This window comes from Ectopseudomonas oleovorans, assembly GCF_029845265.1.
Classification (GTDB): Bacteria; Pseudomonadota; Gammaproteobacteria; order Pseudomonadales; family Pseudomonadaceae; genus Aquipseudomonas; species Aquipseudomonas oleovorans.
Window position 1 is genome coordinate 1 of the sequence record NZ_JAOCLK010000030.1, and the last position, 13234, is coordinate 13234.

Below are 13234 nucleotides of genomic sequence, written 5' to 3' on the forward strand. Positions count from 1 at the left end.
GCCCCTGAAAGCCCATCCACAACGCGATTCGATCCGCCACACTGGTACCCAGACGCTTGGCGAAGCGATCAAATGGCGTATCACGCTGAGTGAAGTCGACCATCTCTTTCTGGCCAATCACCTCGCGCGCCACATAGCTGGCACTGCCCAACGCATCGACCAACCCCAGCTGCAGCGCCTGCTCGCCCGACCAGACCAAACCCGAGAACAGTTCGGGATACTCGTCCGCCTTGAGACGCTCACCGCGCCCCTGCCTCACGCTTTCGATGAATTGGCGATGCGTGGTCTCCAGCACCCCTTTCCAGAAGCGGGTTTCCTCTTCCTTCTGCGGCTGGAACGGATCGAGAAACGCCTTGTGCTCACCCGAGGTGTAGACGCGACGCTCCACACCAAGCTTCTCCATGGCTTCGACGAAACCGAAGCTGGCCGCCGTGACACCAATAGAGCCGACCAGACTGGCCTTGTCGGCATAGATCTCATCAGCCGCACTGGCAATGTAGTAGGCACCGGAGGCACCCAGATCACTGATTACCGCATAGACCTTGGTCTGCGGATATTCGCCGCGCAAACGACGGATCTCGTCATAGATGTAGCCGGACTGCACCGGGCTGCCGCCCGGGCTATTGATGCGCAGGATCACACCTTTGGTATTGGTGTCCTCGAAGGCGGCGCGCAGACTGCCCACCACCTTGTCAGCACTGGCCTCTTCACGATCAGCGATCATGCCGCGAATGTCGATCAATGCCGTATGTGCAGTGGTGGTCGAGGCCGACTTCAGGTTGAGCGCTGGCAACACCAACGCCAGCGCACCAAACAGGTAAATGAAGGTCAGCAGCTTGAAAAAGATGCCCCAGCGCCGCGAGCGACGCTGCTCCTGAACACTGGACAACAGCGCCTTCTCCAGCAACTTCCAGCTTTTGGCATCCTCGCCAGACAAAGACGATGACTTCCACTCATCCGACATGCTCACTCACCTCTGCAGGACGCTGCGCCTGACGGCCTTCCAGCCACGCACGCAGCTCATTGAATTCATTGATCGTCAAACGCGGCGAGCACTCGCGCAGCACCGACAACGGCTGCGCACCGAAACCTACCGCCACGGCATCCATCCCGGCATTGCGCGCCATCAGCAGGTCGAAGGTCGAATCCCCCACCATCAGCGCGCGCTCGGGCTGCACCCGGCAATGTGCAAGAATCTCATGCAGCATCAGCGGATCAGGCTTGCTCGCCGTCTCGTCGGCGCAACGGGTGATATCGAAGTAATCCAGCCAACCCTTGTCAGCCAGCACCCGATGCAACCCCTTGCGCCCCTTGCCAGTGGCCACGGCAAGACGATAACCCTGATCTCGAAAGACCTCGAGCGACTCGCGCACACCCTCGAACAGTGGCGACGGCTCGGTTTCCAGCGCCAGATACTGCTCGCTGTAGGCACGCCGGATGGTTTCGATTCGCAGCGGCTCATCGAGTTCCGGGTAAAGCGTGCGAATCGCCACACCCAGCTCCAGACCAATGATCCCGCGCACCGCAACATCCGTGCAGCGCGGCACGCACGCCACATCGGCAGCACGGTGCATGGCCTCGACGATACGGCCGATGGAATCCACCAGCGTGCCGTCCCAATCGAAAATCAGTAGCTGATAATCAGACACTCAGACGCTCCAGGGTCTTCGCCCACATCTCATCCACCGGAGCCTCGAGCTTCAGCACGCCACCATCGGGCAGCGGCACGTGCAACTCATAGGCATGCAGGAACAGGCGCTTACCGCCCAGCTCGCGAATCTCGCGGGAGAAGTCGTCGTCGCCGTATTTGCTGTCGCCGGCGATACCATGCCCCGCATATTGGGCATGCACACGAATCTGATGGGTACGACCAGTGATCGGCCTGGCTTCGACCAGCGTGGCGAACTCACCGAAACGGCGCAGCACGCGAAATACCGTGAGCGCCTCCTTGCCCTCGGGATTCACCTCGACCATACGCTCGCCGGAGCGCAGGTTGCTTTTCAGTAGCGGCGCGGCGATCTGCTTCTTGGCAGTCGCCCAGTGGCCACGCACCAACGCCATATAGCGCTTGTCCACGCCATCGCCGCGCAGCGCTTCGTGCAGGTGGCGCAGCATGCTGCGCTTCTTGGCGATCATCAGCAGGCCTGACGTATCGCGATCGAGACGATGCACCAGTTCCAGATCCTTGGCATCGGGACGCAACTGGCGAAACGCCTCGATCACTCCGTAATTCAAACCGCTGCCGCCATGCACGGCGATACCGGCCGGCTTGTTCAGCACGATCAGCGCCTTGTCCTCATAAACGATGGCGGCTTCGAGGCGCTGCAGCAGCCCCTGCGCCAGCGGCTCGGGCTCATCGCGCTCAGCCAGGCGCAGCGGCGGCACGCGCACCACGTCACCAGCCTGGAGTTTGTATTCGGGCTTGATCCGCCCCTTGTTAACCCGCACTTCGCCCTTGCGCAGAATGCGGTAAATCAGGGTCTTGGGCACGCCCTTGAGCTGTGTCCTGAGGAAGTTGTCGATGCGTTGGCCGGCGAGATCCGGTGCAACCTCGATCAGCTGAACGCCGGAGGTTGGAGAGGCGGGAGTAGTCATTGCGCAATCATAACAATTTTTTATGGAATTGAAGCACTTAATCATTGCTGCTATAGTCGCGAACGCCGCCAAAAGCGGCCTGGCTTGCGGATGAATGCCAAACTTGCCATCCCCTGCCCGCGCAAACGTATTTGGACGTGAGGCCGTCCGACGGATTCTTCAGGTTAGAAAGGCCGCAAAAGGCCACGAAGACTTCGGAAATAAAGCCTTGAGTATGATGCGCGATTCGCCCACCGGGCGGTCGCGGTAACTGACAACCGCTGCGGAATCCGCGCGCGGCACCCGATTTTCAGCGATACGTGTAGGGTGGAGATGTACAACTGTCGGACTGCGTAGCATATCGCTTGATCAAAGACGCCTCATCTCGTCCGCTACCGCCAGTTGATTCCTCTTCCTGACTGAGTGCTTTCTGTCACCACAGCAAGCAGGAGACGTCCGTCGCGACCGCGGCCCGATAATGGCTGACCGTCGCTAGACAGTGGAACGATTTACGACCGTTTCTGACGCGCCTGACACCGACCCTGAGAGTCGTGTGTGCCTAACGTGGCTTCCGCTAGCCCCGGAACCCATTGGTACCACATGAAAAGAATGCTAATTAACGCGACTCAGCCTGAAGAGTTGCGTGTTGCCCTGGTAGATGGCCAAAAACTCTACGACCTGGACATCGAGTCCGGCGCCCGTGAACAAAAAAAGGCCAACATCTACAAAGGCCGCATCACCCGCGTTGAACCCAGCCTCGAAGCCGCCTTCGTCGACTTCGGCTCCGAACGCCACGGCTTCCTCCCCCTCAAAGAAATCTCCCGCGAATATTTCTCCAAGTCTCCTGAAGGCGGCCGCGTCAACATCAAGGACGTGCTCAAGGAAGGCCAGGAAGTCATCGTCCAGGTCGAGAAAGAAGAACGCGGCAACAAGGGCGCAGCCCTGACCACGTTCATCAGCCTGGCCGGCCGTTACCTGGTGCTGATGCCGAATAACCCGCGTGCCGGTGGCATCAGCCGCCGTATCGAAGGCGAAGAGCGCAACGAATTGCGTGAAGCGCTGAATGGCCTCAACGCTCCGGCCGACATGGGTCTGATCGTGCGCACTGCCGGCCTGGGCCGCTCCAGCGAAGAAATGCAGTGGGACCTCGACTACCTGCTGCAACTGTGGAGCGCCATCAAGGAAGCCTCCACCAGCCGCCCTGCCCCGTTCCTGATCTATCAGGAATCCAACGTCATCATCCGCGCCATCCGCGACTACCTGCGCCAGGACATCGGCGAAGTGCTGGTCGACAGCGTCGAAGCCCAGGAAGAAGCGCTGTCCTTTATCCAGCAGGTGATGCCGCAGTACGCCAGCAAGATCAAGCTGTACGAAGACAGCGTGCCGCTGTTCAACCGCTTCCAGATCGAAAGCCAGATCGAAACCGCCTTCCAGCGTGAAGTGAAACTGCCGTCCGGTGGTTCCATCGTCATCGACCCGACCGAAGCCCTGGTTTCCATCGACATCAACTCGGCGCGCGCCACCAAGGGCAGCGACATCGAGGAAACCGCGCTGCAGACCAACCTGGAAGCGGCCGAGGAAATCGCCCGCCAGCTGCGCCTGCGCGACATCGGCGGCCTGATCGTCATCGACTTCATCGACATGACCCCGGCCAAGAACCAGCGCGCCGTCGAAGAGAAGGTGCGTGAAGCCCTGGAAGCCGACCGCGCCCGCGTCCAGGTCGGCCGCATCTCGCGCTTCGGCCTGCTGGAAATGTCCCGTCAGCGCCTGCGTCCGTCCCTCGGCGAGACCAGCGGCATCGTCTGCCCGCGTTGCAACGGTCAAGGCATCATCCGCGACGTCGAATCCCTGTCGCTGGCCATCCTGCGCCTGATCGAAGAAGAAGCGCTGAAGGATCGCACCGCCGAAGTCCGCGCTCAGGTACCGATCCCGGTCGCCGCCTTCCTGCTCAACGAGAAGCGCAACTCGATCACCAAGATCGAACTGCGCACCCGTGCGCGTATCGTGATCCTGCCGAACGATCACCTGGAAACCCCGCATTTCGAAGTGCAGCGCCTGCGTGACGACAGCCCGGAAGCCCTGAGCGGCCAGACCAGCTACGAAATCGCCGCCACTGCGGAAACCGAAGAAACCGCCGCCCAGCCGGCCGCTGCCACGCGCACTCTGGTTCGCCAGGAAGCCGCGATCAAGGCCGCACCGCGCAGCAGCGCTCCGGTCGCTGCCGAGCCACAGACCCCGCTGGCTCCGAGCAAGGCGCCAGAGCCAAGCCTGTTCAAAGGCCTGGTGAAATCGCTGGTCAGCCTGTTCGCCGGCAAGGAAGAAGAAGCCAAGCCCGCAGTCGTCGAGAAGAAAAGCAACGAGCGTCCGCCGCGTGAAGAGCGCCGCAACGGTCGTCAGCAGAGCCGTAACCGTGGCGGTCGCCGCGATGACGAGCGCAAACCTCGTGAAGAGCGCGCCCCGCGTGAAGAACGTCAGGCCCGTGAACCGCGTGAAGAACGCCAACCTCGCGAAGAGCGTCAACCGCGTGAAGAGCGCGCCCCACGTGAGCCGCGCGAAGGTCAGGAAAATCGCCGTGAGCGCAAGCCGCGCGAAGAACGCGCCCCGCGTGAAGAGCGCGTGCGTGAACTGCGTGAACCTATCGCAGCCGATACCGATGCCGATGCTGGTAACGAGCAACGCGAAGAGCGTGCCGAGCGCCAGCCGCGTGGTGAACGTCAGGAGCGTCAGCGTCAACCGCGTGAAGAGCGTCAGCCGCGTGCCGAGCAAACCGAGGCCCTGCAGGACGAAGCACTGCCGAACGAAGAGCAACTGCAGGACGACGAGCAGGACAGCAACGATGGCGAGCGCCCACGTCGCCGTTCCCGCGGTCAGCGTCGTCGCAGCAATCGTCGCGAACGTCAGCGTGATGCCGATGGCAACCTGATCGAGAGCGCCGAGAACAGCGAAGCTGCCGGTAACGACGCTCAGACCGTCACCCCGGTCGCCGTGGCTACTGCCGCTGCCGTGGTTGCAGAAAGCGTCGACAGCAGCGAAGCCGTTGCCAGCGAGGCTCCGGTCAGCGAAGCCCCGGCCGTCGAAGCCCCGTCTGTTCAGGTTGAAGAAGCCCCTGCTGCTCAACCGGTCGAGGCGCAAGCCGAGGCTGCTGTGAGTGAAGTGGCTGAAGCTGCTCCGGTCGCAGAGAAAGCGGTTGAGGCAGAACCGGCCGCAGTCGAAACCCCTGCTGCCGTTGAAGCGCCAGTTGCCGAGCCGGTCGCTCAAGCTGAGCCGACTGTCGAAGTTGCCCAGGAGCCTGCTCCGGCACCGGTCGAGCAAGCACCTGCTGCCGCAGCGGTTCCGGCCAATGCCACTGGCCGCGCACCGAACGACCCGCGTGAAGTGCGTCGTCGTCAGCGTGAAGCTGAGCGCCTGGCGCGCGAAGCTGCACAGGCCGCCGCTGCAGCCCCGGCTGTAGAAGCTGCCCCAGTAGTCGACGCCGCTCCGGTCGCTGAAGCAAGCGCCCCGGCAGAAGCCGAAGCCGCTGTAGTCGAAACAGCTCCTGTAGTCGAGCCGGTCGCTGAAGCCGAAGCCACCTCTGTCGTAAGCGAGCAACGCGTGAGCGATGCGGTAGAGCAAGCGCAGCCGGAAGAAGAAACGCCAGCCGACAAGGAGGAGGTCAAGCCCCAGGCTTGATCCTCCTGCGGTAAGTAAAAAGGGGATGCCTAGGCATCCCCTTTTTCATTTCCGTGTCTGGCGCTGCAGAAGCGTAGCCGGATGCAATCCGGGAGCGGCAGGCAGCGGATCACGCCCTGCCTACAGTTCAGAGCACGTTGGGCTCGATCTCCAACTCAACACCGAAGCGCTCGAATACATCGCTCTGGATACGCTGCGCCAGCTGCAGCAGTTGCGCGCCCGTGGCCTTGCCGTAATTGACCAGCACCAGCGCCTGCAAACGATGCACGCCGGCATCGCCCTCGCGAAAGCCTTTCCACCCTGCCCGCTCGATCAACCAGCCAGCCGCCAGTTTGACCAGGCCATCACCAGCCGGATAGCTGACCAGATCGGCACGCTCGGCGCGAATGCGCTCGGCCAGCTCGAACGAAACCAGCGGATTCTTGAAGAAGCTGCCGGCATTACCCAGCTCGGTGGGATCTGGCAGCTTTTCGCTGCGGATGGCGCAGATCGCTCGACTGACATCGGTGGCGGTCGGCACTTCGACGCCCATCTCCGCAAGGCGCTGGCGCACCGGGCCGTAGTCAAGGCGCAGTGCAGCCAGACGGCTCAAGCGGAAACGTACGCGCAGGATCAACCAGCGCCCGGCTTCGCGCTTGAACAGACTGTCGCGGTAGGCGAAGGCACAGTCTTCCAGCGCGAAGTCGCGCAGCTCGCCGCTGTGCCGATCCAGAGCGGTCAGGCCGGCAAACAGATCCTTGATCTCCACACCATAGGCGCCAATGTTCTGCATCGGCGCAGCGCCCACGGTACCGGGAATCAGGCTGAGGTTTTCCAGGCCATTGAGGCCCTGCGCCAGGCTCCATTGCACGAACGGATGCCAGGGCTCGCCGGCTTCGGCCTCCACCAGCACCTGCTCGCCGTCGTCCTCGAGGATACGAATGCCACGGCTGGCCATGCGCAGTACCAGCGCCTCGACATCGCGGGTCAGCAGCAGGTTGCTGCCACCGCCGATCACCAGCAGCGGCAAGCCCTGCTGCCCGGCCAGGCGTAGCGCCTCGCGCACTTCGTCATCGTTGTGGGCTGCGGCGAAATGCCGGGCACGCACCTCGACACCAAAGCTATTGAAGGCCTTGAGCGACACATCACTCTGCAGATTCAGGCTCACAGGCGCCCCTTGATTTCCACCAGCAGCGCATCACTGGCTTGCTCGATCAGATCCAGCACCTGCTCGAAGCCATCGTCGCCGCCGTAGTAGGGATCAGGCACCTCATCCAACGCCAGTTCATAGCGACGCAGATAAAGGTCGAGATCAGCCCGAGCAGCCGCCGGGCGCAGCGTCTTGAGATTGCGCAGATTGCTCTGGTCCATGGCCAGGATCAGGTCAAAACGTTGAAAGTCAGCAGCCTCGACTTGACGTGCACGCAGCGCCGACAAGTCATAACCCCGACGCAACGCGGCCTGACGGGTGCGACTGTCCGGCGCCTTGCCGACGTGCCAGTCACCAGTGCCGGCGGAATCCACCTGCACACGACCGTCCAGCCCTGCCGCACGCAGCTTGTGGCGCAGCACGCCTTCAGCCGTGGGCGAGCGGCAGATATTGCCCAGGCAAACGAACAGAACCTTCATCAGGCCCCCAGCAGGTGGCGCACCCGCTCCAGGTCTTCGGCGGTATCCACGCCAGCAGCCGGCGCTTCGAGCGCATCGGCGACATGGATGCGCACGCCGTTATACAACGCGCGCAACTGCTCCAGGCACTCGGTGTCTTCCAGCCAGCACGGGCCCCAGGCAACGAAGTCATGCAGAAAACCCGCGCGGTAGGCATAGATACCAATGTGGCGACGGTATGGCACACCTTGCGGCAGCACATCGCGGCACTTGGCAAAGGCATCGCGCGCCCAGGCCAGCGGTGCACGGCTGAAGGTCAGCGCCAGGCCACTCTTGTCGGCCACCACCTTGACCACATTGGGGTTGAATAGGGAGGTGACGTCCTCGATGGGCTCGGCCAGGGTGGCGATACCGGCCTGCGGATTGGCCGCCAGGTTGGCTGCCACCTGATCAATGATCACAGGCGGAATCAGCGGCTCGTCGCCCTGCACGTTGACCACAATGGCGTCGGCCGGCAAACCGAGCTGGGTGGCGACTTCGGCCAGGCGGTCGGTGCCGGAGTTGTGATCCTCGCGGGTCAGCAGCACCTCGGCGCCAAAGGCCTGGCAGGCTTCGACGATACGCGCATCGTCGGTGGCGATGACCACGCGCTGGGCCGAACTCTTCTTCGCCTGCTCCCAGACATGCTGCACCATGGGCTTGCCGGCGATGTCCTGCAGCGGCTTGCCGGGCAGGCGGGTGGAGGCGTAACGAGCAGGAATGACGACGGTGAAGGCTGCGCTCATTTACTTGTCCAGACGCTCATCGGGGGTCAGGGTGCGCGCTTCGCTTTCCAGCATCACCGGAATGCCGTCGCGGATCGGGTAGGCCACGCCAGCGCCCTTGCTGATCAGTTCAGTCTTGTCTTTGGAAAGCTGCAGCGGGCCCTTGCAGATCGGGCAGGCGAGAATGTCGAGCAGTTTAAGGTCCATGGTGGAATCCTTGCTGGGGTCATCAGGACCCCGGTATGAGGCGGGCCAGCTCTCCATCCAGCCAGTCGACGAACGCCGGCGTGGGCGCGGCGTCGACGGCCAGGTACCACCAGTCGGCGGCGGCGAAGGCCCGGCATTTCACCGCATCCTTCTCCGTCATCAGCAGCGGCAGCGACGGCTCGAAGCTGAGCAGCGTGGCATCGTACTGGGCATGGTCGGCGAAGGGATGCGGAACCGGCTGCCAGTTTAGCGCTTCGAGGGTATTGAAGAAACGTTGCGGATTACCGATACCGGCCACCGCATGCACCGCCTGACCGGGCGGGAAGTGCTCGAGGCCGACACGCTCACCACTGGCAACGTTGACCAGCGCGGTTGGCTGCAGGCGAAAGGCGTAGCCCTCGGCACTATCGGCTTCGGCGCCGTTGAACAACACGGCATCCACCTCGGCCAGACGCTCGACTGGCTCGCGCAATGGCCCGGCGGGCAGGCAACGCCCATTGCCCAGACCACGGGCGGCGTCGATCAGTACCAGCTCCAGATCACGCGCCAACCGGTAGTGCTGCAGGCCATCGTCGCAGAGGATCAGGTCAACCGATTCTTCGGCCAGCAGCGCACGTACGGCGCGGCTGCGATCCGGGTCGATCATCAAGGGCACGCCTGTACGCTGGACGATCAGCAGCGGCTCGTCGCCGGCCTGTGCGGCCGATTGATCGGCACGCACCCGCCACGGCAGGCTCGACGGCGTGGCACCATAGCCACGGCTGACCACGCCGACCTTGAGGCCACGGGCGCGGCAATGTTCGATGAGAAAGAGGATCAGCGGCGTCTTGCCGGTACCGCCGACGGTGATGTTGCCCACCACCAGCACCGGCACTGGGGCGCGATAGATATCACCCTCACCGGCCAGGAAACGCGTGCGCTTGCTCTGCACCACGCGACGGTACAGCCACTCCAGCGGCCGCAGCAGCGTCAGCGCCGGGTGACCGCGGTACCAGGCCTCGAGCAAGCGATCAGCAGCGCTCACTTCAGGGGGCTTCCTGTGCTTCCACCGTGGTGATGCGCAGGTGCGAGAAGCCCAGCTTGCCGGCAGCGTCCATGGCGGTGATCACCGCCTGGTGCGGGGTCTTGCCGTCGGCGCTGATGATTAGCGGCAGGCTGTTGTCGCCGTCGGACTCCTTCTGCAAGGCAGCCATGAGACTGCTCAGGTTGCTTTCCAGCAGTGCCTTGCCATTGAGCGAAAACGCGCCGTCGGCAGCGATCAACACTTCCAACTGTTTCAGCTCGGTCTGCTCGGGCGGCGTGCCGCTGGCGGCCTCCGGTAGGTCGACCTTGAGCTGGGTCTCGCGGGTGAAGGTAGTGGTGACCACGAAGAACAGCAACAGGATGAACACCACGTCGATCAACGAGGCCAGGTTGATCTCGACGTTCTCCCGCGGTTTACGCCGGAATTTCACGCCTTGCCCTCGCCCAGGTCGACATCGCGATCACCCTGCACCATCTCCACCAACTTGATCGCTTCCTGCTCCATGCCCACCACCAACTCGTCGACGCGGCGCTGCAGGTAGCGGTGGAAAAACAGCGCTGGGATCGCCACCATCAGGCCGGCTGCCGTGGTGATCAGCGCCTTGGCGATACCGCTGGCGAGCATGGAAGCGTTAGCCATGCCCGAGCCCATGAAGGAGCTGAAGATTTCGATCATGCCCAGCACGGTGCCAAGCAGGCCCAGCAGCGGCGCGATGCCGGCAATGGTGCCGAGCGCATTGAGATAACGCTCCAGCTCGTGGATGACGCGCGCGGCAGCCTCCTCGATGCACTCCTTCATGATTTCGCGACCATGCTTGGAGTTGGCCAGGCCGGCAGCGAGTATCTGCCCCAGCGGCGAATGCTCGCGCAGCTCCTTGAGCTTCTGGTTGTTGAGTTTCTTGTCCTTGATCCAGCGCCACACCTGAGCCAGCAAATTGGCCGGGGTGACGCGGGCGGGCCGCAGGGTCCACAGGCGCTCGGCAACGATACCGGCAGCAGCGATGGAACAGAGAATGATCGGCAGCATCATCCAGCCGCCAGCTTTGACCAGTTCCCACACGGTAGAGAATCCCCCTCGAAAAAGTGGCGCCACTCTAGCATAGGGCGCCGCCGTTCTCATTTTTCCCGCCAGAAACGTGGCTCGCTTCGCAACCCTCGCGCCGTACCATGTTGCCCCAGGCGAATATGCAGGGCACCGTGCAACGCCGTGTCATGCACCTCGACACCCGCAGCGCGATAGCGTGCAAGCACCTGCGGGTGAGGATGGCCGAAGGCGTTGTGGCGACTGCGGGTGATCAGCACATGCCGCGCTGCGACGGCATCGATGAACGCCTGGCTGGATGACGTGCGGCTGCCGTGGTGGGGAGCCAGTAGCCACTGCGAGGCCAGGGGCAAGTCAGCCTGCATCAGCGCCCGCTCGGCCTGTACGTCGATATCGCCGGTCAACAGCAGGCGTTCGCCCGCCGCCTCTATCTGCAGTACACAGGACAACTGGTTACCGGAGCCGGCCCGTTGCCACTGCCACAGCCTGAAGGTCACCTCGTTCCATTGCCAGCTCTGCCCCGACGCGCACGCTTCGGCGCCGAGGGCATCGGCCAGCCTTTGCGGCTCACCGCTGACAACCCTCGATACCGGCATCCCGGCCTTGATCGCGGCCGCACCACCGGCATGATCGTTATCGGCATGGCTGAGCAGCATCACGTCGAGCTGCCTGAGGTTCAGCGCCCGCAACGAGGGCAGGACAATACGCTCACCGGTATCGAAATCGCCAAAACGCGGCCCGGCATCGTAAAGCAATGCGTGCTCCCGGGTGCGCACCAGCACGGCCAGCCCCTGCCCTACATCCAGCACCCAGATGTCGGCACGCCCGTCGTCCAACTGCGGCGCCGGCAGAAACAATGCCGGCAATAGCAGCGCGATGCCGGGCCAGCGCAAGGGCACACCAGCCGGTAGCAGAAGCAGCAACGCGCCAGCCGCAGCCAATAGCCAGGCCCACAGCGGCAGGTTGCTGGGCAGCCAGGCCGGTAGCCAGGCAGCAATGGCGCCGAGCAGTTCGAACAACAGGTGCAATGCACCACCGGCCAGCCACAGCACGCCTTCACCCAGCCACGGGACAGACAACAGCAAAGCCCCCAACAACGCCAGAGGCACGACCAGCATGCCCACCCAGGGCACGGCAATCAGATTGGCCAGTGGCCCACTACTGCTCACCGGCAGACCGAGGATCAGCATCATCGGCAACAGGCCGATGGCCATGGTCCACTGTGCGCGCGTCAGGCCACGCCACCACCCCCAGAGACCGAGACGACCAGCGAATACCAGCACCAGAATCGCCACTGCCGAAAACGACAACCAGAACCCCGGCTGCAAGGACGCCAGTGGTTCCAGCAGCAGAACCACGATAAAGGCCAGCAGCAGCGGCCACCAGGCGCCCAGATGGCGAAAACGCATACGCCATAGCAGCACCAGCGCGACCATCACACAGGCTCGGCGCACCGGCACCTCGAAACCAGCCAGAAAACCGTAGAGCAAGGCTCCACTCAGGGCCAAGGCACAAGCACAGGGCAGCCAGGGCAGGCGCCTGGGCCAGGCACCGAGCTTCGCCAGCAGTGCCACCAGGCCATAGAGAAACCCGGCCAGCAGCGCGATGTGCTGCCCCGAGATAACCATCAGATGCACCGTTCCGGTGTGCTGAAGCAGGCGCCAGTCTGTTGTGCTCAGACCCGAACCATCGCCCAGAACCAGCGCCGCAATGGCGCCCTGCCGCTCAAAGGCCGGCACAGCCAGCAATTGCTGACGCAGGCTGTCACGCCAACTGCCCAATCCTGTCGCGGATGACAGGCGCTCACCTGACTTGATCGTACCCGTAGCGCCGATCCGCTGCGCCAACAACCAGGCCTCGTAGTCGAAACGCTGCGGATTGACCAGACCGTGCGGGCGCTTGAGATTGACCGCCAGCCGCCAGCGCTCGCCGCCTTGCACCGTCGGCCCGCCATACCAGGCCACGCGCAGCCTTTGCGGCAACTCGGCACGTCGCGAGTGGGCCTCCTCCAGCAAAAAGCGCACGACACCCTCGGAGACTTCGGGTAAGCCCACCACCCGCCCCTCCAGCCATAGGGTACGACCATCGAGTTGTGCAGCGAGGCGATCATCCAGCGCCGATTGCGCCGAACTGCACGCCCAGGCCAGCCCGAGCAGAAAGAAGCCCAGCGGATAAAGGCGCGATAGCAACAGTGCCAGGCCGGCACAGGCTGCAATCGCTAACAGCCAGCCGGGCGGCAAAGCCGGCAAAAAACGCAGCGTGAGCAAGCCCAGGGCCAGCGCCAACATCCCTGTTCGCATTCATCCTCCCTGCTCATCGAGCTACGGCGGGCGCGTCCGACGCTCACCTCCGGTCACAATATGGAAAC

12 protein-coding genes are annotated in these 13234 nt (G+C 63.3%); 1 reads left to right on the forward strand and 11 read right to left on the reverse strand.

Going from position 1 to position 13234, the window contains the following annotated elements:
- From sppA to rluC, 3 genes are all read right to left on the reverse strand, one after another.
- A partial coding sequence (gene sppA, locus N5J71_RS15255) for a signal peptide peptidase SppA (protein WP_279917174.1) occupies positions 1-964 on the reverse strand: 964 nt, incomplete at its 3' end.
- Entirely contained in the window at positions 954-1649 is a 696-nt protein-coding gene (locus tag N5J71_RS15260; protein ID WP_003461958.1) for an HAD-IA family hydrolase, read from the reverse strand. The genes N5J71_RS15260 and sppA, both read right to left, overlap by 11 nt.
- Positions 1642-2595 (reverse strand): 23S rRNA pseudouridine(955/2504/2580) synthase RluC, encoded by a 954-nt coding sequence (gene rluC / locus N5J71_RS15265; protein WP_039964819.1) that lies wholly within the window; start codon positions 2593-2595, stop codon positions 1642-1644. Before rluC ends, N5J71_RS15260 begins: the two co-directional genes overlap by 8 nt.
- 579 nt (positions 2596-3174) lie before the next feature.
- Between rluC and rne the strand changes: the two genes are divergently transcribed.
- Entirely contained in the window at positions 3175-6243 is a 3069-nt protein-coding gene (gene rne, locus N5J71_RS15270; protein ID WP_143509213.1) for a ribonuclease E, read from the forward strand.
- A 127-nt stretch (positions 6244-6370) separates the two neighbouring features.
- On the opposite strand, the gene murB is transcribed toward rne, so the two are convergent.
- The 8 genes from murB to N5J71_RS15310 are packed head-to-tail and all read right to left on the reverse strand — an operon-like array spanning position 6371 to position 13166.
- On the reverse strand, positions 6371-7390 hold the full coding sequence (gene murB / locus N5J71_RS15275) for a UDP-N-acetylmuramate dehydrogenase (RefSeq protein WP_003461965.1): 1020 nt from the start codon (positions 7388-7390) through the stop codon (positions 6371-6373).
- On the reverse strand, positions 7387-7851 hold the full coding sequence (locus N5J71_RS15280) for a low molecular weight protein-tyrosine-phosphatase (RefSeq protein WP_003461968.1): 465 nt from the start codon (positions 7849-7851) through the stop codon (positions 7387-7389). The genes murB and N5J71_RS15280 overlap by 4 nt, the downstream gene beginning before the upstream one ends.
- Positions 7851-8615, reverse strand: a complete 765-nt coding sequence (gene kdsB, locus N5J71_RS15285) for a 3-deoxy-manno-octulosonate cytidylyltransferase (protein WP_003461969.1) — start codon at positions 8613-8615, stop codon at positions 7851-7853. The genes N5J71_RS15280 and kdsB overlap by 1 nt, the downstream gene beginning before the upstream one ends.
- Positions 8616-8801, reverse strand: coding sequence for a Trm112 family protein (locus N5J71_RS15290; protein ID WP_003461970.1), 186 nt, complete (start codon positions 8799-8801; stop codon positions 8616-8618).
- 22 nt (positions 8802-8823) lie between these two features.
- Positions 8824-9825 carry a tetraacyldisaccharide 4'-kinase gene (gene lpxK / locus N5J71_RS15295; protein ID WP_003461971.1) on the reverse strand — a complete coding sequence of 334 codons (1002 nt, stop codon included), beginning with the start codon at positions 9823-9825 and terminating at the stop codon, positions 8824-8826.
- Between the two features lies 1 nt (position 9826).
- The gene (locus N5J71_RS15300; RefSeq protein ID WP_003461976.1) at positions 9827-10255 is read right to left on the reverse strand and encodes a flagellar polar localization protein PocB; all 429 of its coding nucleotides are present in this window, start codon (positions 10253-10255) and stop codon (positions 9827-9829) included.
- Positions 10252-10884, reverse strand: a complete 633-nt coding sequence (locus N5J71_RS15305) for a flagellar polar localization protein PocA (RefSeq protein WP_039964821.1) — start codon at positions 10882-10884, stop codon at positions 10252-10254. Before N5J71_RS15305 ends, N5J71_RS15300 begins: the two co-directional genes overlap by 4 nt.
- Before the next feature lie 56 nt (positions 10885-10940).
- Positions 10941-13166, reverse strand: a complete 2226-nt coding sequence (locus N5J71_RS15310) for a DNA internalization-related competence protein ComEC/Rec2 (protein ID WP_279917175.1) — start codon at positions 13164-13166, stop codon at positions 10941-10943.
- Positions 13167-13234 lie beyond the last annotated feature (68 nt).

Excerpts from the sequence above, each read along its gene's own strand:
- rluC (WP_039964819.1), bottom strand. The coding sequence starts at position 2,595 with ATGACTACTCCCGCCTCTCCAACCTCCGGCGTTCAGCTGATCGAGGTT.
- rne (WP_143509213.1), top strand. The coding sequence starts at position 3,175 with ATGAAAAGAATGCTAATTAACGCGACTCAGCCTGAAGAGTTGCGTGTT.
- N5J71_RS15280 (WP_003461968.1), bottom strand. The coding sequence starts at position 7,851 with ATGAAGGTTCTGTTCGTTTGCCTGGGCAATATCTGCCGCTCGCCCACG.
- kdsB (WP_003461969.1), bottom strand. The coding sequence starts at position 8,615 with ATGAGCGCAGCCTTCACCGTCGTCATTCCTGCTCGTTACGCCTCCACC.
- N5J71_RS15290 (WP_003461970.1), bottom strand. The coding sequence starts at position 8,801 with ATGGACCTTAAACTGCTCGACATTCTCGCCTGCCCGATCTGCAAGGGC.
- N5J71_RS15310 (WP_279917175.1), bottom strand. The coding sequence starts at position 13,166 with ATGCGAACAGGGATGTTGGCGCTGGCCCTGGGCTTGCTCACGCTGCGT.